We start from the raw sequence: 24891 nt of genomic DNA on the forward strand, positions 1-24891 counted from the left end.
CCGCCGCCGTCCCATGTCAGGAGATCCGGCCGAAGACCACCGGCAGCCGCAGCGACGAGCGGCCGGGCGACAGCGTCACCTCGGTGCCCGCCGGGTAGCGCAGGGTGTAGTCGTGGTCGGTCGAGATGATCACGACGCCGATCCTGTGCCCCTTCTTGAACAGGTAGTCCTGGGGCTGGAAGTCCCAGGTGAAGCTGTACTCCTTGCCCGCGCGCACCGGCTCCGTCCGGTCGGCCCGGTTCCGGTTGCGCACGTCCAGCCAGCCCCGGGTGACGATCTTGTACGCGGTCTCGGCCGTGCCCAGCCGGCGCAGCACCGTACAGCCGGTGTCACCCGGCACGCCCTGGCCGTAGCAGTACTCCTCGCCGGTCGACAGCAGTCTGCCGTCGGGCCGCGTGTCGGTGCCGTAGTCCACGAGCAGCGCGGTCAGGAACGGCGAGGAGCCGTTCTTCAGCGAGGCCCGCACGGTGACCTCCGGTGTGCCGGAGATCCGCACGTCCGTCGGCAGCGCCCCGGTGAGGTAGGCCAGCCGGTTCGGGTCGGCGGCCGGGGCGTTCTCCACCAGCTGCTCCGCCGTGCGGGTCTTCTGGTCGACGAACGACTCGCGCGCCGAGAGCGGTCGCGGCAGCAGGCCCAGCTTCGCGTCCGAGCCCATCCACAGTCGCACCGGCGCGGTGCCCGGCAGCGGCCACGACCTGTGCTGACCCCACTGACCGGCCGCGATCTCCACGTCGGCCTGCGGCTCACGCATGATCCCGCTGTCGATCCCGTACAGCCAGTGGTCGAACCAGCCGTGCAGCTGGCGCAGCCACTCGGCGGTGCGCAGGCTGAACGGGTTCATGTGGGTGCCCTGGTGCAGCCAGATCTTGCGCGGCACCTTCCGCTCGGCCAGCGCGTACCACCACTGGGCGGCCTGCTTGGTCTTGACGTTCCAGTCGTTGAGCCCGTGCACGAGGAAGACGCTGGCCCGCACCTTGCGCACGTCGTTGAGGTAGTTGCGGTCGTCCCAGAAGTCGCTGTAGTCGCCGGTGACCCGGTCCTGGGCGGCGGTCAGGTGGTCCATGACCGGGCCGCACACCTCCTGGCCGTTCTCCCTGGTGAGCACGTACTTGGCCAGCACGTCCGCGTCCTCGCCCTGGAACCCGCCGGGCGCGACCACGCCGCCGTTGGCCCGGTAGTAGTCGTACCAGGAGGAGATCGCGGCGATCGGCACGATCGTCTCCAGGCCCTTGACGCCGGTCGCGGCCACCGCGTTCGGCAGGGTCCCGTTGTACGAGACGCCGATCATGCCGACCTTGCCGGTGGACCAGGTGGCCTCGACCGGGTTGCCGGCGGCGTCGAAGGCCTTGGCGCGGCCGTTGAGCCAGTCGATGGCGGCCTTGGGCCCGGCCGTCTCGTTGCGGTCGCCGGTGGTCGGGCAGCCGGTGGCGCGGCCGCTGCCCAGGTTCTCGACCAGGGCGACGGCGTAGCCGCGGGGCACGAAGTAGTTGTCGTAGTAGGAGTCGAACGGCTCGCTCGACAGCTTGGACTGCCCGCGCAGGGTGCTGGGCAGCGGGTTGCCGTGCTCGTCGACGTCCACGACGTGGTTGGCGACGTCGTTGCCGCCCGCGTAGTACGGGCTGGCCTCCATGATGACCGGGACCTTGAGTCCCTGGTCGGTCTCCTTGGGCCGCAGGATGTCGACGGCGACCCGGTCGGGGCTGCCGTCGTCGTCGCTGTCGGTGCCGGCCACCTCGACGAAGACCGTCTGTTTGATCGCGTCTGCGCGGGAGAAGACCGGTTGGGTCGCGCCTCCCTCGACCTTGACGGCGGGGGTGTCCGCCGATGCCGCGGGCGGCGCGGACGCCATGGTGAGCACCATGGCCGCGGCCAGCGGCACGGCGATTGCCTTCCAGGGGTGCATGCAGGACTCCTGAGTGGTTGCCCCGGTTGGGGGAATGCCCTGTCATGATCGATCCCCTCGGACCGGATGGCGAGGCCCAAAATTGGGCAAAGCTTCCGGACGTGGGTGAGGGCGCGGCCAGGTCACAGTCCCGCTTGAGGTCGATAACGGAGCGGTTGCGACCCTGTGTGCCGGTTTGGTATGGCCTGGTCAACCAACTATCTTCCGTGCAGGGTTGCCGTGCATTTCTTCGCGCCTGCGATGAAGTTTGACGGCCGGGGAAATGGAAGGAGTCGCCTTGCTCAGCAAGCGATTCGGCAGGTTGGCGACCGGCACGCTGGCCGGTGCCATGCTCATGGCGGCCGCGGCTTGTGGCGGCAGCGGCAGCGGCGGGGAGACGACGGCGAGCACCGCGCCGTCCGCGGACAGCAGCAGCGCCCCCGCGGGTGGCGCGCTCAAGGTCGGTCTCGCGTTCGACATCGGCGGACGCGGCGACAAGTCGTTCAACGACGCCGCCTACGCGGGCCTGGAGAAGGCGAAGGCCGAGCTCGGCGCGGAGATCAAGGAACTCAGCCCGGCGTCCGACGGCTCCAACCGCGGCGAGCTGCTGACCCAGCTGGCCGACGCGGGCTACAACCCGATCATCGGCGTCGGCTTCGCCTACGGCGAGGACATCAAGAAGGCCGCCGAGGAATACCCGGAGATCCAGTTCGCGGTCGTCGACTCGGCCTCCAACGCCACCAACGTGACGGGTCTGCTCTTCGCCGAGGAGCAGGGCTCCTACCTGGCGGGCGTCGCGGCGGCGCTCAAGGCCGAGAGCGGCCACGTGGGCTTCGTCGGCGGTGTCGAGAACGACCTGATCAAGAAGTTCCAGGCGGGCTTCGAGGCCGGCGTGAAGTCGGTCAAGAGCGATGCCAAGATCGACGTGACGTACCTCACGCCCGACGGTGACTTCACCGGCTTCCGCGCCCCCGACAAGGGCAAGGTCGCGGCCGAGAAGATGTACCAGGACGGCGCGGAGATCGTCTACCACGCGTCCGGCGACTCCGGCCTCGGCGTGTTCCAGGCGGCGGCCGCGGCCAAGAAGAAGGCCATCGGCGTCGACTCCGACCAGCGCCAGACGGTCAAGGAGACCAACCTCCAGGAGGTCATCATGACCTCCATGCTCAAGCGCGTCGACGTGGGCGTGTTCGAGTTCGTCAAGGCCTTCCAGGGTGGCGCCAAGGGCGGCACCGACGTGATCTACGACCTCAAGGTGGACGGCGTCGGCCTGTCCACCACCGGCGGTGAGATCGACGACATCGCGGACAAGATCGAAGCCGCTCAGAAGGACATCGTCGACGGCAAGATCACGGTCCCGACCAAGCCGTGATCTGAGGAATGCCTCCCCGAGGGCCCGGCGTCCCCTGACCCGGGCCTTCGGCCTGTATCTGCCAAGGAGAGATCGAATGAGCGGCCGATGAACGCCGAGACCGTCGCCGCGGTTCCACCAGCCGTCCAGCTGGAGGGCATCACCAAGCGCTTCCCCGGTGTCGTGGCCAACCACGACGTCAGCCTCACCGTCGACGCCGGAACGGTGCACGCGATCGTGGGGGAGAACGGCGCCGGCAAGTCGACGCTGATGAAGATCCTCTACGGCATGCAGAAGCCGGACGAGGGCACGATCAGGGTCAACGGCGAAGAGGTCGCCTTCCGCACCCCGAGCGACGCCATCGCCGTCGGCATCGGCATGGTCCACCAGCACTTCATGCTCGCCGACAACTTCACGGTGCTGGAGAACATCGTGCTGGGGGCCGAGCCCGGCACGGCCGGCGTGCTCGACAAGGCCGGCGCCCGCCGCCGCATCAACGAGCTGGCCGAGCGCCACGGGCTGCGGGTGGACCCCGACCGGCTCGTGGAGGACCTGGGCGTCGGCGACCGCCAGCGGGTGGAGATCCTCAAGGTCCTCTACCGCGGCGCGCGGATCCTCATCCTGGACGAGCCGACCGCGGTGCTCGTGCCGCAGGAGGTCGACGAGCTCTTCGACAACCTGCGCGAGCTCAAGGCCGGCGGCCTCACGGTCATCTTCATCTCGCACAAGCTCGACGAGGTGCTCAGCATCGCCGACGCGATCACCGTGATCCGGCGCGGCACCACGGTCGCCGGCGTCGACCCCGCGGGCACCACCGCCCGCCAGCTCGCCGAGCTCATGGTCGGCAGCGAGCTGCCCACCCCGGAGACCCGCGAGTCCACGGTGACCGACACCGTCATGCTCAAGGTGTCCGGCCTGACCCTGGAGGCGCAGGGCGGGCGGCGCCTGCTGGACGAGGTGTCGTTCGAGATCCGCAAGGGCGAGATCGTCGGCATCGCGGGCGTCGAGGGCAACGGGCAGTCCGAGCTGATCGAGGCCATCATGGGCATCCGCCAGGCGCGCGGCGGGCTCACGCTCGGCGCCGAGGACATCTCCGCCTGGCCCACGCTGCGCCGCCGCGAGGCGGGCATCGGCTACATCCCCGAGGACCGCCACCGCCAGGGCCTGCTGCTGGAGGCGTCCCTCTGGGAGAACCGCGTGCTCGGCCACCAGACCAGGCCACCGGCCCGCCGCGGGTTCTGGATCAACCGGCGCGCGTCCAGGGCCGACACCCAGCGCATCGTCGAGGCGTACGACGTCCGCACGCCCGGCGTCGACACGCTGGCCCTGGCCCTGTCGGGCGGCAACCAGCAGAAGCTCATCGTCGGCCGCGAGATGAGCGGCGAGCCGAAGGTGCTCATCGCCGCCCACCCGACCAGAGGCGTCGACGTGGGCGCGCAGGCCGCCATCTGGGAGCACCTGCGCAACGCCCGCGCCGCCGGGCTGGCCGTGCTGCTGATCTCGGCGGACCTCGACGAGCTGATCGGCCTGTCCGACACGTTGTACGTGATCTACCGAGGGCGGCTCGCCGCCCGGCTCGACCCGTCCGGCGTCACGCCAGAGCGGCTGGGCGGATACATGACCGGTGCCATCACCGGCACTGAGGAGGCGTGATGCCCGCGGGGCTCTTCAGGGCGCTGCTCACCGTCGCCGGCGCCGTCGCGGCCATCGTGCTGGCCATCGGCATCTCCAGTGTGGCGATCGTCGCCGTGGGCGCCAGCCCGGCGGACGCGTTCGCCGCCTTCCTCAACTTCGGCGCCACCGAGAAGGCCGTGTCGACCAGCATCGCCGACATGCTCAACCGGGCGGTGACGCTGTTCATCGCCGGGCTGGCGGTGGCCATCGGCTTCCGGATGAACCTCTTCAACATCGGCGTCGAGGGCCAGTACCGCATCGCGGCCATCTGCGCCGCGTTCGTCGGCTCGACGTTCGTCGCGCCCGCGCCGATCCAGATCACGGTGATCATCATCGTGGCGGCGGCCGCCGGCGGCCTGTACGCGCTGATCCCGGCCGTGATGAAGGTGACCCGGGGGGTGAACGAGGTCATCTCCACGATCATGCTGAACTACATCGCGATCAACCTGGCCGCGTTCCTCGTCCGCGGCCCGTTCGCCGGCGAGCGGGCGGAGGGCCAGCTCACCACGAGCACGCCCGTGCTGCCCGAGTCGGCGTGGTTCCCCAACGTGAACGTGCTGCTGGAGATGTTCGGCCTGCCCGCGCCGCGCGGCGACGGCCTGTGGGGCTTCCTGATCGTGGCGATCCTGCTCGGCGTCGGGATCTGGCTGGTGCTCGAGCGCACCAGGTTCGGCTTCGAGGTCAAGGCCAGCGGCCTCAACGCGCCGGCCGCGCTCGCCTCCGGCGTCGACCCGAAGCGGATGGTCATCTCCGCGATGGTGCTCTCCGGGGCGGTCGCGGGACTGATCGGCCTGCCCGAGATCCTCGGCGACGAGCACGCGTTCGGCTCCAACTTCACCCCGGGCCTCGGCTTCCTCGGCATCGCCGTGGCCCTGCTGGGCCGCAACAAGCCCGCGGGCATCGCGGTGGCCGCGCTGCTGTTCGGCTTCCTCGACCGGGCGCAGGGGCCGCTGCAGTTCGCGGACGTGCCGCCCTCGGTCATCACGATCATGCAGGGCACCATCGTCCTCCTCGTGGTCATCGCCAACGAGATCACCAGCAGGATCGCGCTGCGGCGCGAGGAACGGCGGGCCGCCCAGGCGCTCGGCAGGAACACTCCCGTTGAGGTGGCAGCATGACCAGGACCCGCAAGTACCATCTGGCGCTCGTCGGCGTCGCCGCGGCGATCCTGCTCGTGGCGCTGATCCGCCTGATCACCGGAGCGAACGAGATCACCTCGTCCGGCACGTTCGCGGCCGCGCTCATGCTGGCGGTGCCGATCGGGCTGGCCGGGCTCGGCGGCCTGTGGGCCGAGCGCGCGGGCGTGGTCAACATCGGCCTCGAAGGCATGATGGTGCTCGGCACGTGGTTCGCCGGCTGGGCCGGCTACCAGTGGGGCCCCTACGCGGCGCTCGTCGCCGGGCTGCTCGCGGGCGCCATCGGCGGCCTCATCCACGCCATCGCCACCGTCACCTTCGGCGTCGACCACATCATCAGCGGCGTGGCGATCAACCTGCTCGGTCCCGGCGTCACCCGGTTCCTGTCCGAGGTGCTCTACAAGGAGGGCAGCCCCGCCAACCAGGCGGGCGCGGGCATCACCACCTCGCCCGCGATGTCGTCCGCGGCGCCCGAGCTGAGCCTGCCGCTGCTGTCGGACGGGCCCGACTGGCTGGGCAGCCTGGAGAGCACCAGGTGGTTCCTGGTCGGCGACGTGGCGGGCATCCTGCGCGGGCTCACGCACAACGTGAACGTGCTGGTCATCCTGGCCGTGCTGATGCTGCCGCTGACGTTCTTCGTGCTCTGGCACACCTCCTTCGGGCTGCGGCTGCGCTCCGCGGGCGAGAACCCGTGGGCGGCCGAGTCGCTGGGGGTCAACGTCTACCGGATCAAGTACATCGCGGTGGTCATCTCCGGCGCGTTCGCCGGGCTGGGCGGCGTGTTCCTGGTCTTCGTCAGCACGAAGTACGTCGAGGGGCAGACGGCCGGGCGCGGCTTCATCGGCCTCGCCGCGATGATCTTCGGTAACTGGCGGCCCGGCGGGCTCGCGGCCGGCGCCGCGCTCTTCGGGTACGCCGACGGCCTGCAACTGCGCAGCCAGGGGGCGATCACGTCCTTCCTGCTCCTGGGCGCGATCCTGCTGCTGATCTACCTCGGCGTCAGGGCCCGCCGGGCGGACGGGCTGTCGGCGCTGACCGTCAAGGACTACACGGCGATGGGCGCCGCCGTGGTGGGCGCGGCCGTGCTCTTCTGGCTCTGGCTGACCGTCGACCGGCTGCCGAACGAGTTCGTCTTCATCACGCCGCACGTGCTCACGCTGCTGGTGCTCCTCGTCGCGTCGCAGCGGCTGCGGATGCCCAAGGCCGACGGCGTACGCTACCGACGGGGGGAACAGCATTGAGCATCGACTGGGAGTCACTTCGCGCCGAGGCCGCGGAGGCCATGCACCACGCCTACGCTCCATATTCGAAATTCCCGGTCGGCGCCGCCGCGCTGGTCGACGACGGGCGCGTGGTGACCGGCTGCAACGTGGAGAACGCCTCCTACGGCGTGGGGCTGTGCGCCGAGTGCGGGCTGGTGTCCGCGCTGCAGGCGTCCGGCGGCGGCCGGCTGGTGGCCTTCACCTGCGTCGACGGCCACGGTGAGCTGCTCATGCCGTGCGGGCGCTGCCGTCAGCTGCTGTGGGAGTTCGGCGGCGCCGACCTGCTGGTCGAGACCGTCGACGGGCCCAAGCGGATGGCCGAGATCCTGCCGTACGCCTTCGGCCCCGACGACCTGTCCCGGATGGCGTGATGGACGCCATCGAGGTCATCGTCGCCAAGCGCGACGGCGGCGAGCTGACGGCCGCCCAGATCGACTGGGTGATCGACGCCTACACCAAGGGCGCGGTCGCCGACGAGCAGATGGCCGCGCTGGCCATGGCGATCCTGCTCAACGGCATGAACCGGCGCGAGATCGCCGGCTGGACCGAGGCGATGATCCGCTCCGGCGAGCGCATGGACTGGTCGGCGCTCGACCGGCCGACCGCCGACAAGCACTCCACCGGCGGCGTCGGCGACAAGATCACGCTGCCGCTGGCGCCGCTGGTCGCCGCCTGCGGGGCCTACGTGCCGCAGCTCTCCGGGCGCGGCCTCGGCCACACCGGGGGTACGCTCGACAAGCTGGAGTCGATCCCCGGCTGGCGGGCCTCGCTGTCCAACGACGAGATGCTCGGCGTGCTCCGCGAGGCGGGCGCGGTGGTCTGCGCCGCCGGGTCCGGGCTCGCGCCCGCCGACAAGAAGCTGTACGCGCTGCGCGACGTCACCGGCACCGTCGAGTCCATCCCGCTCATCGCCTCGTCGATCATGTCCAAGAAGATCGCCGAAGGCACGGGCGCGCTGGTGCTCGACGTGAAGGTCGGCTCCGGGGCGTTCATGAAGACCCCGGAGCGCGCCCGCGAGCTGGCCGAGACCATGGTGGCGCTCGGCACCGACGCGGGCGTGCGCACGGTCGCGCTGCTCACCGCCATGGACCGGCCGCTGGGCCGGGCCGTGGGCAACGCCCTGGAGGTCGAGGAGTCGGTCGAGGTCCTCGCGGGCGGCGGGCCTTCCGACGTGGTGGAGCTGACCGTACGGCTCGCGCGGGAGATGCTGGAGGCGGCCGGGATCTCCGGCAAGGACCCCGCCGACGCGCTGGGCGACGGGTCGGCGATGGACGCCTGGCGCCGCATGATCGCGGCCCAGGGCGGCGATCCGGACGCGCCGCTGCCCCGGGCGGGCGAGACGATGACCGTCGAGGCGCCGGCGTCCGGGGTGCTGTCCCGGCTCGACGCCTACGCGGTGGGCCTGGCGGCCTGGCGGCTCGGCGCGGGACGGGCGCGCAAGGAGGACCCGGTGTCGGCGGGCGCGGGCATCACCCTGCACGCCAAGCCCGGCGATCCGGTGCGCCGGGGGCAGCCGCTGATGACGCTGCACGCCGACGAGGCGGCGCGGTTCGAACGGGCGCTCGCGGCCCTGGACGGTTGTTACGAGGTGGGCGAGACCGCGGGGGAGCAGTTGCCCCTCGTGATCGGCCGCGTCACCGCGTGACGGCCGGGGCGGCGGGTTCGACGATCGGCCGCGTCACTGTTCGACCGGTGGCGCGGCCGGGTTCGATGATCCGTCCAGGGCTCGGGTTCAGACCGTGATGAACGCGTACAGGGCCAGGTGGTTGGACTTCGTGCTGTTCACCGTGTGGTCGACGGGTGACGGCCGCACGGCGCCCTTGACGAACAGGTGGTCGATCTTCCTGGTGCCCATGGTGGCCTTCGCCCCGTAGCCGGTCATGCCGAAGCCGCCGAGGGTGGTGCGGGCGATGCCGGTGCGGTTCGCGTCGATCCCGATCACGCGGACGGCCGAGGCGTTCATCAGCCTCGTGGCGTCCGCGCCGACCTTGATGCCGGAGTTCGCGATGCCCGGGTCGCCGGGCCCCGCGCAGGCGTTCTTGCCGTTCTGCTCCGGCAGGTGCATGGAGGCGGCGAAGACCGACGTCCCCGTCCCCTTGATCGTGAACCTCGCGGCGATGGCGCTGGTGCGCTTCCACTTGTGCTTGTTGGCGGCGGCGTCGTCGTTGCTCGGCGGCTTGTAGAGCGTGCACCCGGCCCCGCCGGAGTAGGACGTGCCGGGCTTCAGCCAGCCCGCGCTCCAGTATTTGGAGGTCTCGGCCAGGCCCAGCGTCCTGGTGTTGTAGATGATCCCGTTGGTCTGGCGCTTCTTCAGGTCGCCCAGCGACTGCTGGCTGCAGTGGTGGGAGCCGCCCCACTGCTCGGGGTCGTCCCAGGCCACGATCGCCCTGTAGGTGCCCGCCGGATAGCCGAACTTGGCCGAGAGCTGGTCGGCGTAGGCCGTGGCCTGCCCGGTGCCGCGCACCTGCTGCACGATCAGGAGATCGGGAGCCCGCACGCCGGACGTGCCGGTCTTGCCGTTGTCGTCGACCAGCATCGAGGTGAGGTGGTCGGGGCCCGAGATCCGGGTGCAGGAGCCGTCGGCGTTGTTCCTCACCAGGTTCTCGATGTTGTTGGTGTAGACCCGCAAGACCTGGTCCGCGGTCCTGGTCGCTTCGTGCGCCGTCGTGGCCGGGGCCACGGTGAGCGCGGCGGCCACCGCGAGCGTCAATGATCCGTGAATGAGGAGCATCGCCGTAGAGTAGCGACGATTGACAGCCGGAGTCAGGTGCTCAGTGGCGTGGCGGCGTCGTCGAAGATCTCGGCCAGGACGGCGCGCTGGGTGGGGAGCGCCGCCGCGTGACGGGCCCGGCCCTCCTCCGTGATGCGCACGAACACGCCCCGCCGGTCGGAGTCGCACACGCCGCGCGACACGAGCGCGGCCTTCTCCAGGCGGGCCACCACCCGCGAGAGCGCGCTCTGGCTCAGGTGGACCTCGTCGCAGAGCTCCTGGATGCGCAGCTTCCTGTCATGGCTGACCATCCGGTCGAGCACCTCGAACTCGCTGGGCCCCAGCCCGTGCTTGTCGCCCAGCTCGCGCTCCAGCGCGCACATGGCCCTGGCGTGTTTGGAGAGGACGTCATGCCAGGTGTCGACCACGAACCGCTCGTCCATGCGCGGAGGTTACCACGCCGTAAAGATCATGGTTAGATGCACGCGCATCCAGACGGGAGGTCGCGAAACCGCCGAACCTATCGTGCCCCGAGGTTCCCGGGCGTCCCCCGATGCCGATCAGGTCGCCGGCGCATCGGACGCGCGGTCGCCGGGCATCCAGTGCACATGACCCCGTTCGTACGGGCCGCCGTCGCGTTCCTCGCGTGTGGCGCGGTCCTGATCTCCTGCGGCACGGCGCCTCCCGCGGACACCCCGGCGGAGAGCGCCGCGTCCCCCGGGCCCGCCACCGAGCCGCACACGGCCACGCCCGTCCCCGGCCCCACCGCCACCGCCCCCGTCCGGGTCGAGCGGAACGACGCCGAACCCGCCCTGGTCACCGGGGTGCGGTTCGGCCGGCATCCCTCGTTCGACCGGGTGGTCGTCGACTTCCAGGGCGGCGTCCCCGGCTACACCGTGCGCTGGGTCCGCGAGTCGCACGAGGAGGGCTCGGGCCGGCCGATCGACCTGAAGGGCGGCCGCGCCCTGCACATCCGGCTCGTGCCCGCCAACGCCCACACTGAGGACGGCACCCCCACCTGGAACGGCACCACCGTGCCCGCGGCCGGGGGCATCACCGGCATCGCCAAGACCGGCGACTTCGAAGGCGTCGTCGGCATCGCCCTGCTGGCGCCCGGCGTCACGGGTTTCAAGGTCACCGAGCTCGCCGCCCCGCCCAGACTGGTGGTCGACGTGGCACACTGACCGGGTGGTGAGAAAGATCGAAGGACCTTCACGCATCCCGGTGCCGGGCGGCAAGCTCATCGACGAGCACGTGGGCCGCGTCAACAGCGGCGACGAGGCGATCTCCATCGCCCACATGGTCGCCCCGCCCGGCTGGGACGAGCCCGCCCAGGCCCCCGCCTTCACCGAATACACGCTCGTGCTGCGCGGCACCGTCCTGGTCGAGCACGCCGGCGGCACCACCGAGGTGTCCGCCGGCCAGACCGTCGTGACCGAGCCCGGCGAGAAGGTCCGCTACCGGGTGGGCGACGAAGGCGCCGAGTACGTCGCGGTGTGCCTGCCCGCCTTCAGCCCTGATTCGGCCAACCGCGACGAGTGACTCGTATCATGGGCGGATGAGCCCCACGATTGACGAGATCCGGCGCGCGCCCAAGGTGTTGCTGCACGACCATCTCGACGGTGGTCTCCGCGCCGAGACCATCGTGGACCTGGCCCGCGACACCGGCTACGACCGGCTGCCCACCACCGACCCGGACAACCTGCGCCAGTGGTTCGAGGAGGCGTCCGACTCCGGCTCGCTGGAGCGCTACCTGGAGACGTTCCAGCACACCGTCGGCGTCATGCAGACTCCCGAGTCGCTCGCCCGCGTCGCCGCCGAGTGCGCCGAGGACCTGGCCGCCGACGGCGTCGTCTACGCCGAGGTGCGCTTCGCCCCCGAGCAGCACACCACCAACGGGCTGAGCCTCGACGAGGTGGTGCAGGCCGTCCTGGAGGGCTTCCGCCAGGGGTCCGAGGGGCGCGGCATCCGCGTCGGCACGCTCCTGACCGCCATGCGCCACCAGGCCCGCTCGATGGAGATCGCCGAGCTGTCCGTACGCTACCGCGACGTCGGCGTCGTCGGCTTCGACATCGCCGGCGCCGAGGCGGGCTACCCTCCCACCCGCCACCTCGACGCGTTCGAGTACCTCCAGCGGGAGAACGCCCACTTCACCATCCACGCCGGCGAGGCGTTCGGCCTGCCGTCCATCTGGCAGGCCATCCAGTGGTGCGGCGCCGACCGGCTCGGCCACGGCGTGCGCATCATCGACGACATCTCCGTCTCCGGCGACGGCACCGCCAAGCTCGGCCGGCTGGCCGCGTACGTGCGCGACAAGCGCATCCCGCTGGAGATGTGCCCCACCTCCAACCTGCAGACCGGCGCCGCCGCGTCCATCGCCGACCACCCGATCGGGCTGCTGCGCCGCCTCCACTTCCGGGTCACGGTCAACACCGACAACCGGCTGATGAGCTCCACCACCGTGTCGCAGGAGTTCGCCAAGCTGATCGAGGCGTTCGACTACGGCTGGGACGACCTGCAGTGGTTCACGGTCAACGCGATGAAGTCGGCCTTCCTGCCGTTCGACGAACGCCTCGCGCTGATCAACGGCGTCATCAAGCCCGGATTCGCGCAACTCAAGTGGCAGCCGTGAAACAGGTCTTCCGTTCCAAGACCGCCTTCGTCTTCGGCTGGATCTGGGTGGCGTTCGTCGCGGCCAACGTCATCGACCTGACCCTCCGCTACAGCGGCAAGCCGTCCATGGTCGCGCTCGCCGTGCTGGGCGTGCTCACCGCCGTCGTCTACGTCGTCGCCATCCGCCCGGCCACCGTCCTCACCGAGCCCGGCCTCGTGGGCCGCACCCCGCTGCGGTCCACGTTCGTGCCGTGGGCCTCGGTCGAGGACGTCACCGTGTCCCACTCGATCAACGTCTCCCACTCCGGCTCGCAACTGCTGCGCCTGTGGACCCCGATGACCTCGGCCCGCGAACGCGCCAAGGCCGTGCGCCGCGGCGCCGCCCCGGTCCGTCACGGCCGCTACCAGACCGAGCCCGTGCTCACCAAGGGCGAGCAGGCGGCGGCCGAGGCGATGGCGGGCAAGACCCACGCCGACTGGGTGGGGGAGCAGATCACCTCCCGGGCCGAGCAGGCGAGACTCCGCAAGGACGAGGTGGGCCAGGTCCGCGTGACCTGGGCGTACGACTCGATCGTGGCTTTCGCCGTGGCGGTGGGGTTGATCGTCGCCGCCGTGCTCGTGCCCTGAGTGCCTTTCCCGGGGGCGCGTTGTGGTGGGTGGTTCCCGCGTTCAACGGCATCCTTCTCGTGGCGTGTTGTGGCGGGTGGGCCCCGGCGTACAACGGCATCGTCCTCGCGGTCGGACGCGCTTCGCGCGACGCGGCTCGGGCTGTGCTGTGCGGGGGCAGGCCCCCGCACACCCGGGCGAGGGAGCTACCGCCCCCTCGCGCACCCCGGTCCCTGCCCGATTGCCCAGGAACCCGGCTGATTCGAACTCCGGGTCAACTCCCGTCAGGAGCCCTCGGCTGCCACCACGGAAGGTCTTTGCGACCTGCCAACAGCCCGGGAGACACGGCCTGGCGGGTGAGCAGCGCAGCCGGCTTTCGGGCAGCTTTCCGCGCCGCCCGATGTGCCAAGGTGGAGGGGTGACAACGGTCTCCCAGTTCCGCAAGGCTGCGCTTTCCAACTCTGATGTGGTCGAAAGTGCTGTCGACGGCGCGCCGGTGTTCGCCGTGGACGGCAAGGAGTTCGCCTTGCTGGATGCGGATGCCCGCGTGTGCCTTCGGTTGCCGGGAGCCGAGGCTGAGGACATGGTGTCCCAGCACGCGACGGCCGAGCGGGCGGGTGACTTCGTGCGCCTGCCTGTCAAAGACATCAACGGCCAGGCTCTCAACTACTGGGTGCGACGTGCCTGGCTCGCGTGCGCGCCGCCGGAGGTCGCGGCCCGTGCGTCCACTGCCGACAAGGCCGGCGCGGGCGAGGTCGGTGACCTGCCCAAGGCGATCGGGCGGCCGGCCACCCGGGCGCTGGCGAACGTCGGCATCACCACGCTCGACCAGGTGGCCGGGCTTTCGGATGCGGAGCTCAACGCGCTGCACGGGGTCGGGCCGAAGGCCGTGCGGATTCTCCGGGAGACGCTTGAGTCCCGCTGATGGCCACGTGGCTTGCCGCCTCGCGAGACGCTCGATCTTCGGCACAGCCCAGACGGGGAGCCAGGTGACCTGGCGCCACCACCGATTTAGCCGACAACCGTACCGTTCGAACCTCGCGGCGTACTCGCGCGTCTGAAGGTCATGCGCTTCGTCGCCTTTCCCGCCCTCTACGTGCTGGCCGCCTGCGGCACGGGGGTGGCGGCCGACAATCCGGTCACGTACGCGGCCGACGCCGTCTCCGTCCTGGAGAGCCCCGAGCACGGGCCGCAGCTGTGCGCTGAGATGGCCACGTCGCTGCCACCCCAGTGCGGCGGGCCGGACATCGTCGGCTGGGACTGGTCCAAGGTGCGGCACGAGAGCGTCCGGGGTACGAAGTGGGGCTGGTATCGGGTGGTCGGCACCTGGGACGGCTCCCGGCTGACCCTGACCGAACCACCAGGGGCGGCGGTCGAGCGCGCATCGGAGGAGCACAGCCTGGACAGCCCGTGCCCCGTCCCGGAGGGTGGCTGGCGGCCGGCCGATCCCGCCAAGGCCACCCGGGAAGCGCTCCAGGTGACTAAGCAGCGGCTGGATAACGAGGAAGCCGTGGGCGGGGTGTGGCTCGACCAGAGCTATCTGGACTCGATCCCCGGCTACGACGGCAGTAAGCGGGAGTGGTCGGAGAAGTACGCCAACGACCCGGCCAAGCTGGTGCTGAACGTGAAGTTCACGGGCGACCTGACCGGCCGGGAGGCGTGGGTCCGGGAGAGCTGGGGCGGCGCACTCTGCGTCAGCCAGGCCCAGCGCAGCGAGGAAACGCTCCGGCAGATCCAGGAGTTCATCGGCGACGATCTTGGTCAGCGCTTCACCTCGACCTCCGTCGACATCATGAAGGAGCAGGTGGTCGTGGGCGTCTGGGTGGCCGACGAGGAACTGCAGCAACGGCTGGACGACAAGTACGGCGAGGGCGTCGTGCATCTCCAGGCGGCGCTGAAGCCGGTGCGATAGCCAGTTTCAGGAGCTGTGGCGGTGTCCAGGAGGGCGCCGGTGCCTTCGTGTTCCCTACGGAAAGCGATGCCGTGCGCGCACTGGATAACCACAATCGCCATCGGTGCCCTCGAAAGTGCGGCTAATGTTGCGGCCCTGAACGAGCTCAACCGGCGGGCCCTTGTGCGCCCACCGAGTCGGTGAGAGAAGATGACTGCGAGCAAAAGAGGAGGTGCGCGGCATGGACGACATCAGGACTCGGACCGGTCTGCTCAACCAGAGCGACGCCGCCCGCTTCCTCGGCATCCCCCAGCAGACGTTCAACCACTGGGCGCGCGGCTACGAAAGAGGCCGTCCCCTGCTGCACGTTCTTCCGCAGCCGATCGAGCATCGCATGGCCACCGTTCCCTTCGTGGCCATGGCAGAGGCATACGTCCTGGATGCGCTGCGGGCCGCAGGAGTGAAGCCACGCAAGATCCGCCCTGCGCTGGAGCGGCTCCAGCGAGAGTTCGGGCAGTACGTTCTCGTCGCCCCGGAGCTGGCCACGGACGGCATCGACGTTCTCTGGGACTTTTCGAAGACTTCGCCGGAAGGGGAAGGGCTGATCGAGGGCACCACGGGGCAGCGGGTGATCCGCGAGATCGTGACCGACTATCTGCAGTACATCGTGCGAGCGGAAGACGGCTACCCTGCGATGCTCCGTCTGCGGCACTGGGCGCCTTCGAAGATCGTCGTCGATCCGCTGAGATCTTTCGGGCAACCTATTTTCGAGGAGTCTCGTACCCGAGTGTCGGATGTCGCCGCGATGGTCAGGGCCGGGGAGGACTTCGAGGTGATAGCCGATGAGCTCGGAGTCACCGTTGAGGACGTCCGAACCGCCGCCCGCATCTTCGTGGGCCACGCCGCCTGAGTTCTACCTCGACGAGAACAGTGTCAGCCGAACCATCCGCAGGCTGCTCACCGGACTCGGCTATCGCGTTCACAGTCCTGCGGAGTTGTACGGGTCGAGGGATCAGGCGCTGGGGGCCGATGATGATGACTGGCTGCCGAAGGTAGGTCAGCGAGGCTGGACTGTGCTCGCGACGGATTTCCGGATATTCGAGCGTCCGCACGAGTACGAGGCGTATCTCAAGGCCGGTGTGTCGGTCTTCTTGATGCCGGCGGAGTCGAAAATCGATGAGCGCGTCGAGCTGATAGCAGCGTGTTTGCCGTCGATGTGCAGCGCTGCCAGTCAGAGAGGGGCCGGTGTATGGCGACTCACCACGCGCGGCGCGGAGCCGTACACCGCGCCGGCAGCTCGTAAGAAGCGAGGTAGGAGCCGCGACACGTGAGGCATGGCGAACCATGCTGTTGCGCACGATGGCCCGGGGAGGCGGCCAAGAGAGCCTCTTACGGGCCATGTGCAGCGGGGACGTGGTTCTGTTGAGGTCAGCGGTCGCGGTTGACGAAGCGGTCCATGCCGGCCTTGGCGATGCCGGAGCCTTCGACCTCCTTGGCCGCCTCCGTCTCCGCCGCGAAGGCGCGCTCCACCTCCTCCAATGACGGGCGCAGGAGGCGGAGGTGGACTCCGGTGGCCGTGCCGGGGAGGGTCCAGCGGTGGACGAGGCCGATGGCGGTGTCCAGGAGGGCGTCGGGGGCGACGATCTCGTCGAGGATGCCGAGCCGCTGCGCCTCCTCCGCGCTGATCCGGGACGAGTCCAGCACCAGCCGGAGCGCCCGTCCGCCGCCGACGAGGCGGGTCAGCAGCAGGCTCGACGCGTTGGAGACCGACAGCCCGATGTGGTTCTCCGGCCAGAAGTACTCGGCGCCGGGGGTGCCGATGCGGGCGTCGAAGCAGAGCGTCCACTCGGCGGCGCCGCCCACGGCCAGGCCGTTGACCGCGGCCACCACGGGCACCCGGGTCTCCAGGACGGCCCTGGTCAGGTCGTGGAACAGTTCGACCTCGTCCAGCAGTGACCGGTCGACGGCCTGGTTGATGTCCTCGCCGGACGAGAACGCCCGCCCGGTGCCCGTCACCACGATGCCCCGGGCCGAGCCGTCGCCGTGGGCGCGTACGGCCGCCGCGAGGTCCCGGCGCATGCCGGCGGTGAGGGCGTTGAGCTTCTCGGGACGGTTCAGGGTGATGACGGCGACCTCGTCGCGGACCGTGATGTCAATCATGATCTCTCCTCTTCGACGGCTTCGGCGGCTTCGACGGCGAACGCTCCGGCACGCTGGTCGGGGCGGAGCAGGTGGCGCTTCTCGACGCGGGCGGACGGGGTGAGCCGGAAGCCGTCCACGAACTCCACGAACGCGGGGACCTTGAAGCGGGCCAGGCGTTCCCGCGCGTGCTCGGCCAGGCTCACGGCCGTCTCCCTGGAGGCCGGATGGTCCGGCCTGAGCTGGACGAACGCCTTGGGCAGCTCGCCCCACAGGTCGTCGGGCACGGGCACGACGGCGGTGTTCAGGACGGCAGGGTGCTCGCCGAGCACGCGCTCGACCTCGGCGCAGGAGATGTTCTCGCCGCCCCTGCGCACCATGTCCTTCAGCCGGCCGGAGTGGTGGATGTAGCCGTGCTCGTCCTGGAAACCCAGGTCGCCGGTGTGGTACCAGCCGCCGCGGAGGGCCTCGGCGGTGGCCTCCGGGTGGTTCCAGTAGCCCTTCATCATCGGCGTGCCGCGGACCAGGATCTCGCCCGTACTCTCGTCGATCTTGACCTCCTTGCCGTCCGGGGGCAGGCCCATGGCGCCGGTGCCCACCGTGTCGGCGGCGTCCAGGGCGGCGAGCAGGTCGGGGCCGCTCTCGGTGGACCCGTACAGCTCCCGCCAGGGCGCGCCCCACCGTTCCTCGAACGTGCGGTGCAGGTTCGGGGCGATGCCGGAGCACAGGACCAGGCGCATGCGGTTCTCCCGGTCGAGCGGGTGCGGCGGCTGCTTGTGCAGGAGCAGCGGCATCGTGCCGAGCACGTACGTGAGCGTCGCGCCGTGCTCGCGGACGGCGGGCCAGAAGCCGGAGGCGGAGAAGCGGGGGAGCACCACGTGCGGGATGCCGCCGATCAGGCACATCAGCGTGGTCCACTGCGGGTCCATGTAGGAGTACGCCTGCGCGATGATCATGACGTCGTCGTCGCGGAGCCGTACGTGGTCGGCGACGATGCGGGCGCAGCGGATCCAGTAGTCGTGGGTGAGCAGGCAGGCCTTGGGGAAGCCGGTGGTCCCCGAGGTGTACTGAAAATTCGCGATATCGTCCGCGTCCGGCGAGATGTCGGGCGGGACGGCCGGGCCGGCCAGGGCGTCCAGCGGGTACGCGGGACCGGGGATGTGCGGGACGTGCTCCGGCGTCGTCAGCGTCACCACCGCGCCCGAGTCGCGCAGCACGTGCTCCAGGTCGGCGGCCCGGTAGCGGACGTTGACCGGCACGGTGATCGCCCCCGCCTTGAGCACGGCCAGCCAGCTGAGCGGCCAGCCGGGGACGTTCTCCATCATGATCGCCACCCGGTCGCCCGGGCGGACGCCCTTCGCGGCCAGCGCCCCGGCCAGCCGGTCGGACTCGGCGTCCGCCTCGGCGAAGCTCAGAGACGCCTCGGGGAAACGCAGGAACTCGCGCCCGCCGTACCGCTGCGCGGCGTGGCGGACCAGCTCGGGGATCGTTCGGTACGGTTCAGTCACGGGGCGGCTCCCAGGGCAGTTCGGGCAACAGGGAGAAGTCGGCGATCGGCAGCGGGCGGGCCGGGGCGCGGACGGCCGCCAGCCCGATGGCCACGAACTCCGCGCACACCTGCTCCAGCGTCGAGTCGCCGTCCGGGCGGTACCACTCGCTGGTGCCGGTGCACATGGTCATGAGCGCGAGCCGGGTCAGCTTCTGGTCGGCGACGTGGAAGACGCCCGCGCCGACCCCGTCGGCAACCGCCCCCCGCCAGAGATCCTCGTACGCGTCGCGCAGCGCGATGACCTCGGCCAGGGCTGCGGAGCCGGGGGTGAGGGCGCGCAGCTCGCCGTCCATGACGCGGGTGGTCATCGGGTTCAGCGCGTGGATGGCGGTGAGCGAGCTGATCAGCAGGGCCAAGCGCTCGGCGGCGTCCTTCACCCCGTCGAGCACCTGCTCCGCGGCCTCGATGAGCCCGCGGTGCCCGGATATGAGCAGGTCGGCGAGGAGGGCTTCCTTGCTGGTGACGTGGTGGTAGATGCCGGCGTTCGTCATGCCGACGGTACGGGCGAGGTCGCGGATGGTCGTGGCCGCGTACCCCTGGCGGGCGAACAGCAGCACCGCCGCCGTCCTGATGCGCAGGCCGGCGTCGGCGTGGCGGTCGGTGAGGTAGGTGGAGAGGGGGGTCATGTCGCCTACCGAACGTTCGGTTGATCCGATATTCCGCACGATAAAGGACAAAAGCCGTATTGCCTAGAGTGGCAGCGCGGGTGCCTGCGGTTTGGTCTCACGGATGAGACCAACGAAAAGATTGGTCTCACCAAGTGAAACCGTGAGACCTCGCGCCGAGTTCGGTCTCACGGATGAGACCAAAGTCCAGGCTCAGCGCCACGCCTCGATGAGCTCTTCCGGTGTGACGTGCCGGACCCCGTCCACGGTGCACCCCGCCCGGGAGACCGCGTACAGCGGTGTGCCGGCGTCGGCGCCGGGCATCTTCGACCGGTGCACGATCAGTTCAGTCAGGTCGTGGTGGTCGAACGGCCGGTTCTCCAGCCACTTGATCGACCCGAGCAGGGTGACCCGCTTGGCCACCGGCTCCCGGTCGGCGCCGACCAGGTCGATCTCCGGATCATTGGTCCGCGTCCAGTAACCGCCCACGGCGCCCGTCTCCTCGGGCAGGCCGTCCATGCGCCGCAGCGACTCCCGGACGACGGGCTCCACGGCCATCCCCCGCCAGGCGGTCCATGAGCGTTCGATGCGCTTCAGGGCCAGGTCGCCGCGGCCCCGGTCGATCTCCGTCAGTCCGGGCTCGACGAAGGACAGCCAGAACCGGAGGTGAGTGTCCGCGATGTGGTAGCGGGTCTCTCTGGAGGGCTTCGTGGACAGGGGCAGCTCGGCAGTCACCATGCGCTTGTCCAGCAGGATCTGCATGCCGCGCTTCGCTGAAGTCGCCGGCATGCCGCCTGTGGCCCGCAGGACGGACGAGAACGTGCGCTGCCCCGGCCCGACGGCCTTGAGCAGCATCGTGGCCTGCGCTTCAGGCGGGAACTCCGCTGCCATGGCGCGCACGCCGCTCACCGTGAGCGCCGACATGGGGTCGGGGATGGCGCCGTCGAGGTACTCCCAGAGAGAGGCACCCGTGGGCCACTCGTCGAGGATCATCGGCAGTCCGCCGGTCACGAGATAGGCGTCGATGGCCTCGGCCGGCGGCAGTCGAAGCCGCTCGGCCACGTCCGCCGGAGTCAACGGATGGATCACCATGTCCGACGCCCTCATGTAGAAGGGGCGGTCGTACTGGTTGATCGCCTCCATGACAGAAAGATCGGAGCCGATCAGGATGAGCAGCATCGGCCGCCGGGAGAACTCGCGGTCGAAGAGCCGCTGCAGTCTGCCCTCCAGATGCGGGTCCTGAGCCATCATGTACGGCAGCTCGTCGATGACGACGATGCTTGGCGAGTCCTGGGGCACCGCCTGCGCCAGGAGTCTCAGCGCGCTGTCCCAGGACGTAGGGACCATCTCGCCGAAGAGCGCCGCCCCCGGCAAGTCGGATGTGGCGACGGAGGCACTGAAGCTCGCGAGCTGCTCGCTGATCGGCTCCGTGGCCGCGGTGTAGAAGACGGACGGCACACCGGACCGATGGATGAACTCCTCCGCCAGCCGCGACTTGCCGACCCGGCGGCGACCCCGCATGAGGACGGCGCGCCCCGGCCGATCACCGGTGCCCACCCTGGTGAAGAAACGCCCTAGCGCCGCCAGCTCGCGGCTACGCCCGATGAACACGCTGCACCTCCTGGTAGAACCAAATTTGGACCCACCAAAAGTGGATGGTCCAAATTTGGTCCTATCCTAGATGCCCGTCAGAGCCGCAGGACGGTGGTCAGGTCGGCTTTCAGGGTGTCCAGGTCCTGGGAGGCGCGGGCGCGGGCGGGCGTGACCTCGTCCGTGACCGGGACGACCACCTCCAGGTAGCACTTGAGCTTGGGCTCGGTGCCGGAGGGCCGGACCACCACGCGGGCGTCGCCCGACAGCAGGAAGCGCAGGCCGTCCGTCGGGGGGAGGCCGCCGTCGCCGCGGCTCAGGTCGTCGATCCGGGTCACCTCACGGCCGCCGAGCCGGGCCGGCGGGGTGGCGCGGAGGCGGGTCATGGCCTCCGTGATGAGGGCCAGGTCGCTCACCCGGAAGGAGAGCTGGGCCGTGGCGTGCAGGCCGTAGCGGCGGGCCTGGTCGTCGAGGAGGTCCAGCAGCGTGCGGCCGGCGCGCTTGGCGCCGGCGGCGATGGCCGCCACGGTGAGGGCGGCGCCGATGCCGTCCTTGTCGCGCACCGGCAGCCCCGCGGCGCCGCCGACGCTGTAGCCGATGGCTTCCTCGTAGCCGAAGACCAGGCCGGGGCCGGCCTTGATGATCCACTTGAAGCCGGTCAGGGTCTCGCCGTAACCGACGCCGTGGGCGCCGGCGATCTTGCCGAGCAGTGTCGAGGAGACGATCGTGGTGGCCACCATGCGCTCGCCCGAGGTGTGGGTGATGACGTGTTCGGCGAGCAGGCCGCCCACCTCGTCGCCGGTGAGCATGCGGCAGCCGCCGCCGGGCAGCGGGACGCCCACCGCGCACCGGTCGGCGTCGGGGTCGTTGGCCAGCACCAGGTCGGCGCGGGTCTTGGCGGCCAGGGCGATGGCGAGGTCCATCGCGCCGGGCTCCTCCGGGTTGGGGAAGGCCACGGTCGGGAAGTCGGGGTCGGGCTCGCGCTGCTCCTCCACGGGCAGCGGAGGCTCGAACCCGGCCGCCTCGAAGGCCCGCGCGAGCGTGGCCGCGCCGACGCCGTGCAGCGGCGTGTAGGCGACCCGCAGGTCACGGGCGTCGCCCAGCGGCAGCGCGGTGACGGCCTCGATGTAGGCGTCGACGATGGAATCGTCCAGAAGGGTCCCCGGGCCGCCGAGCGGCAGCTCGGAGACGGACTCCACGGCGTCGATCGCGGCCGAGATCTCGGCGTCGATCGGCGGCACGATCTGCGAGCCGTCGCCCCAGTAGACCTTGTAGCCGTTGTCGCGGGGCGGGTTGTGGCTGGCCGTGACCGTCACGCCCGCGTCGGCGCCCAGACGGCGGACCGCGAAGGCGAGCACCGGGGTCGGCAGCGGGCGCGGCAGCACGGAGGCGCGCAGCCCGGCGCCTTCCAGCACGGCGGCCGTGTCGCGGGCGAACACGTCGGACTTGTGGCGGGCGTCGTAACCGATCACCACGTGCCTGCCGGAGCCGAGCACCCGGGCCAGCCCGGCGGCGGCGCGCATGACGGTGACGCGGTTCATCCGGTTGGGCCCGGCGCCCAGCTCGCCGCGGAGCCCGGCGGTGCCGAACTCCAGCTTGGCCCCGAACCGGTCGCGCAGCCCCTCGGCGTCGCCGCGCTCCAGCATCGCGGCCAGCTCGGCGCGGGTGTCGGGGTCGGGGTCCTGCGCCAGCCAGGCGCGGGCGCGCTCCTCGATGCTCACGACAGAGGTCAAAGCCGGTCGACCACCTTCGCGAGCAGCACCCCCATGCGGGCGGCGGTGGCGCGCCCGACCTGGAGCACCTCCTCGTGGTCGAGCGGGTCGCCCGCCAGGCCCGCGCCCGGGTTGGTGACCAGCGACACGCCCAGCACGTCCAGCCCGGACTCGCGGGCCGCGATGGCCTCCAGCACGGTGGACATGCCGATCAGGTCGCCGCCGAGCGTGCGCAGCATCCGGATCTCGGCGGGCGTCTCGTAGGTGGGGCCGCGGAAGGCGACGTAGACGCCCTCGGACAGGCTCGGGTCGATCTCCCGTACGAGGTCGCGCAGCCGCTTGGAGTAGACCTCGGTCAGGTCGAGGAAGGTGGTGCCGGTGATCGGGTTGGCGCCGGTCAGGTTGATGTGGTCGCTGATCAGCACCGGGTCGCCGACCTGCTGCGTCTCGGGGCGCAGCCCGCCGGCCGCGTTGGTCAGCACGATCGTGCGGATCCCGGCGGCCGCGGCGGTGCGGACGCCGTGGACCACCGAGTCGACGCCGCGCCCCTCGTACAGGTGACTGCGCCCGAGGAAGATCAGCGCGTGGCGGCCGGCGTCGGTGCGGGCGACGCGGATGCGGCCGCCGTGGCCCGCCACGGCGGGGGCGGCGAACCCGGGCAGGTCGGTGAACGGGACCTCGGCCACCACCTGCCCGATCGCGTCGGCGGCCGGGACCCAGCCCGACCCCATCACGAGGGCCACGTCGAAGGTGTCGAGACCGGCGGCCGCCTTCAGAGCGGCGGCCGCGTCGCCGGCGAGGGAATAGGGGTCGGTGCTCACGTCAGTAGTCTAGGAGGAGGCGCTCCAGCACCCGCACGCCGAACTGGAGGGCGTCCACCGGCACCCGCTCGTCGACGCCGTGGAACATCGAGGCGAAGTCCATGCCGGCCGGCAGCCGCAGCGGCACGAACCCGAACCCGCGGATGTCGAGGTCGGCGAAGAACGTCTTGTTGTCGGTGCCGCCTGACATGCAGTACGGGATCGCGCGCGCGGCGGGGTCCTCGGCCTTCAGCGCCGCGATCATCGACTCGACCAGGGCGCCGTCGAACGTCGTCTCCAGCGCGATGTCGTGGTGCACGAACTCGCGGCGCACCTTCGGCCCGATCAGCGAGTCGATCGTCTTGAAGAAGTCGTCCTCGAAGCCCGGCAGGAAACGGCCGTCGATGACGGCGCTGGCCTGGCCGGGGATGACGTTGGACTTGTAGCCGGCGTCGAGCTGGGTCGGGTTGGCGGTGTGGCGGAGCGTGGCGCCGACGAACCGCACCAGCGGGCCGAGCCGGTCGAGCAGCACCGACGGGTCGTCCTCGTCGAACGGCAGCGCGTACGCGTCGGCGATCTCGGCGAGGAAGCGCCGCACGGTCGGGGTGTAGGCGAGCGGCCAGTCGTGCGAGCCGATCCTGGCCACCGCCTTGGCGACCTCGGTGACGGCGTTGTCGGAGTTGAGCATGGAGCCGTGGCCGGCGGTGCCGTCGGCCACCAGCTTCATCCAGGCCAGCCCCTTCTGGGCGGTTTCGATGAGGTAGAGCCGCAGCGACGGGTCGACCTCCAGCGAGTAGCCGCCGACCTCGCTGATCGCCTCCGTCACGCCCTCGAACAGGCCGGGGTGGTGCTTGGTGAGGTACTTGGCGCCGAAGGTGCCGCCGGCCTCCTCGTCGGCCAGCCAGGCGAACACCAGGTCGCGGCGGGGCCTGCGGCCGTCGCGGACGAACTGGCGCAGCACGGCCAGCATCATGGCGTCCATGTCCTTCATGTCGACCGCGCCGCGGCCCCAGATGTAGCCGTCGCGCACCTCGCCGGAGAACGGGTCGACCGTCCAGTCCGCGGCGTTGGCCGGGACCACGTCCAGGTGGCCGTGCACGAGCAGGGCGGGCAGCGATGGGTCAGTGCCCTCGACGCGGGTGATCACGTTGCCCCTGCCGGGCGCGCTCTCCAGGTAGGTGGCCTCGATGCCGACCTCCGCGAGCCTGGCCATGACGACCTCGGCGGCGGCCCGCTCGCCCGGGCCGCTGCCGTCGCCGTAGTTGCTGCTGTCGACCCGGATGAGCTCCACGCACAGGTCGGCGACTTCGAGTTCGGCAGGGGTCATGATCTCTTCTCCAGGGTTGAACGGGCCGGTACGACCTGGATGAG

At 70.6% G+C, this 24891-nt stretch carries 24 protein-coding genes; 14 read left to right on the forward strand and 10 right to left on the reverse strand.

Annotation, left to right across the window (positions count from 1 at the left end; all coding sequences use genetic code 11):
* Positions 1–16 precede the first annotated feature (16 nt).
* A complete protein-coding gene (locus FR742_RS43170) occupies positions 17–1903 on the reverse strand; it encodes a Xaa-Pro dipeptidyl-peptidase (RefSeq protein ID WP_148036933.1) in 1887 nt (628 codons plus the stop codon).
* A gap of 277 nt (positions 1904–2180) precedes the next feature.
* Here FR742_RS43170 and FR742_RS43175 point away from each other — a divergent pair, with 277 nt between their 5' ends.
* The 6 genes from FR742_RS43175 (at position 2181) to FR742_RS43200 (ending at position 8950) form a co-directional block, all read left to right on the forward strand.
* The gene (locus tag FR742_RS43175; RefSeq protein ID WP_148036934.1) at positions 2181–3254 is read left to right on the forward strand and encodes a BMP family protein; all 1074 of its coding nucleotides are present in this window, start codon (positions 2181–2183) and stop codon (positions 3252–3254) included.
* 87 nt (positions 3255–3341) lie between these two features.
* The gene (locus tag FR742_RS43180; protein ID WP_148036935.1) at positions 3342–4886 is read left to right on the forward strand and encodes an ABC transporter ATP-binding protein; all 1545 of its coding nucleotides are present in this window, start codon (positions 3342–3344) and stop codon (positions 4884–4886) included.
* Entirely contained in the window at positions 4886–6025 is a 1140-nt protein-coding gene (locus FR742_RS43185) for an ABC transporter permease (protein ID WP_148036936.1), read from the forward strand. Before FR742_RS43180 ends, FR742_RS43185 begins: the two co-directional genes overlap by 1 nt.
* Positions 6022–7284, forward strand: coding sequence for an ABC transporter permease (locus tag FR742_RS43190; RefSeq protein WP_148036937.1), 1263 nt, complete (start codon positions 6022–6024; stop codon positions 7282–7284). The genes FR742_RS43185 and FR742_RS43190 overlap by 4 nt, the downstream gene beginning before the upstream one ends.
* The gene (locus FR742_RS43195) at positions 7281–7676 is read left to right on the forward strand and encodes a cytidine deaminase (protein ID WP_148036938.1); all 396 of its coding nucleotides are present in this window, start codon (positions 7281–7283) and stop codon (positions 7674–7676) included. Before FR742_RS43190 ends, FR742_RS43195 begins: the two co-directional genes overlap by 4 nt.
* Positions 7676–8950 (forward strand): thymidine phosphorylase, encoded by a 1275-nt coding sequence (locus FR742_RS43200; RefSeq protein WP_148036939.1) that lies wholly within the window; start codon positions 7676–7678, stop codon positions 8948–8950. The genes FR742_RS43195 and FR742_RS43200 overlap by 1 nt, the downstream gene beginning before the upstream one ends.
* Positions 8951–9037: 87 nt before the next feature.
* On the opposite strand, the gene FR742_RS43205 is transcribed toward FR742_RS43200, so the two are convergent.
* Positions 9038–10036 carry a hypothetical protein gene (locus FR742_RS43205; RefSeq protein ID WP_148036940.1) on the reverse strand — a complete coding sequence of 333 codons (999 nt, stop codon included), beginning with the start codon at positions 10034–10036 and terminating at the stop codon, positions 9038–9040.
* Between the two features lie 32 nt (positions 10037–10068).
* Positions 10069–10458, reverse strand: a complete 390-nt coding sequence (locus FR742_RS43210; protein WP_148036941.1) for a MarR family winged helix-turn-helix transcriptional regulator — start codon at positions 10456–10458, stop codon at positions 10069–10071.
* 165 nt (positions 10459–10623) lie between these two features.
* On the opposite strand from FR742_RS43210, the gene FR742_RS44995 reads away from it, so the two are divergent.
* From FR742_RS44995 to FR742_RS46715, 8 genes are all read left to right on the forward strand, one after another.
* Positions 10624–11199, forward strand: coding sequence for a hypothetical protein (locus FR742_RS44995; protein ID WP_187281631.1), 576 nt, complete (start codon positions 10624–10626; stop codon positions 11197–11199).
* A 4-nt stretch (positions 11200–11203) separates the two neighbouring features.
* Complete coding sequence (locus tag FR742_RS43225) at positions 11204–11557, forward strand: AraC family ligand binding domain-containing protein (RefSeq protein ID WP_148036943.1); 354 nt, start codon at positions 11204–11206, stop codon at positions 11555–11557.
* 16 nt (positions 11558–11573) lie between these two features.
* Complete coding sequence (locus tag FR742_RS43230; RefSeq protein ID WP_148036944.1) at positions 11574–12647, forward strand: adenosine deaminase; 1074 nt, start codon at positions 11574–11576, stop codon at positions 12645–12647.
* On the forward strand, positions 12644–13255 hold the full coding sequence (locus tag FR742_RS43235; RefSeq protein WP_148036945.1) for a PH domain-containing protein: 612 nt from the start codon (positions 12644–12646) through the stop codon (positions 13253–13255). The genes FR742_RS43230 and FR742_RS43235 overlap by 4 nt, the downstream gene beginning before the upstream one ends.
* Before the next feature lie 397 nt (positions 13256–13652).
* Positions 13653–14159, forward strand: a complete 507-nt coding sequence (locus tag FR742_RS43240) for a hypothetical protein (RefSeq protein ID WP_148036946.1) — start codon at positions 13653–13655, stop codon at positions 14157–14159.
* 141 nt (positions 14160–14300) lie between these two features.
* Positions 14301–15146, forward strand: coding sequence for a hypothetical protein (locus FR742_RS43245; RefSeq protein ID WP_148036947.1), 846 nt, complete (start codon positions 14301–14303; stop codon positions 15144–15146).
* 220 nt (positions 15147–15366) lie between these two features.
* Positions 15367–16035: a DUF433 domain-containing protein gene (locus tag FR742_RS43250; RefSeq protein WP_148036948.1), complete on the forward strand. Its 669-nt coding sequence runs from the start codon at positions 15367–15369 to the stop codon at positions 16033–16035.
* The gene (locus FR742_RS46715) at positions 15968–16456 is read left to right on the forward strand and encodes a hypothetical protein (RefSeq protein ID WP_364225424.1); all 489 of its coding nucleotides are present in this window, start codon (positions 15968–15970) and stop codon (positions 16454–16456) included. The genes FR742_RS43250 and FR742_RS46715 overlap by 68 nt, the downstream gene beginning before the upstream one ends.
* Before the next feature lie 97 nt (positions 16457–16553).
* Here FR742_RS46715 and FR742_RS43255 read toward each other — a convergent pair whose 3' ends face one another.
* The 7 genes from FR742_RS43255 to FR742_RS43285 all read right to left on the reverse strand — a co-directional run bounded on the left by FR742_RS43255 (position 16554) and on the right by FR742_RS43285 (position 24847).
* Positions 16554–17285, reverse strand: a complete 732-nt coding sequence (locus tag FR742_RS43255) for an enoyl-CoA hydratase/isomerase family protein (protein WP_148036949.1) — start codon at positions 17283–17285, stop codon at positions 16554–16556.
* Positions 17282–18772, reverse strand: coding sequence for a class I adenylate-forming enzyme family protein (locus FR742_RS43260; protein ID WP_187281633.1), 1491 nt, complete (start codon positions 18770–18772; stop codon positions 17282–17284). Before FR742_RS43260 ends, FR742_RS43255 begins: the two co-directional genes overlap by 4 nt.
* Positions 18765–19439 (reverse strand): TetR/AcrR family transcriptional regulator, encoded by a 675-nt coding sequence (locus FR742_RS43265; protein WP_148036950.1) that lies wholly within the window; start codon positions 19437–19439, stop codon positions 18765–18767. Before FR742_RS43265 ends, FR742_RS43260 begins: the two co-directional genes overlap by 8 nt.
* A 192-nt stretch (positions 19440–19631) precedes the next feature.
* On the reverse strand, positions 19632–21029 hold the full coding sequence (locus FR742_RS43270) for an ATP-binding protein (protein ID WP_261809077.1): 1398 nt from the start codon (positions 21027–21029) through the stop codon (positions 19632–19634).
* A 77-nt stretch (positions 21030–21106) separates the two neighbouring features.
* Positions 21107–22741, reverse strand: a complete 1635-nt coding sequence (locus FR742_RS43275; protein ID WP_396990943.1) for a phospho-sugar mutase — start codon at positions 22739–22741, stop codon at positions 21107–21109.
* Positions 22738–23541, reverse strand: coding sequence for a purine-nucleoside phosphorylase (locus FR742_RS43280; protein WP_148036951.1), 804 nt, complete (start codon positions 23539–23541; stop codon positions 22738–22740). Before FR742_RS43280 ends, FR742_RS43275 begins: the two co-directional genes overlap by 4 nt.
* Before the next feature lies 1 nt (position 23542).
* A complete protein-coding gene (locus tag FR742_RS43285) occupies positions 23543–24847 on the reverse strand; it encodes a M20/M25/M40 family metallo-hydrolase (protein WP_148036952.1) in 1305 nt (434 codons plus the stop codon).
* Between the last annotated feature and the right edge of the window lie 44 nt (positions 24848–24891).

The sequence above is a fragment of the Nonomuraea sp. C10 genome, from assembly GCF_008017515.1.
Taxonomy (GTDB): Bacteria; Actinomycetota; Actinomycetes; order Streptosporangiales; family Streptosporangiaceae; genus Nonomuraea; species Nonomuraea ferruginea.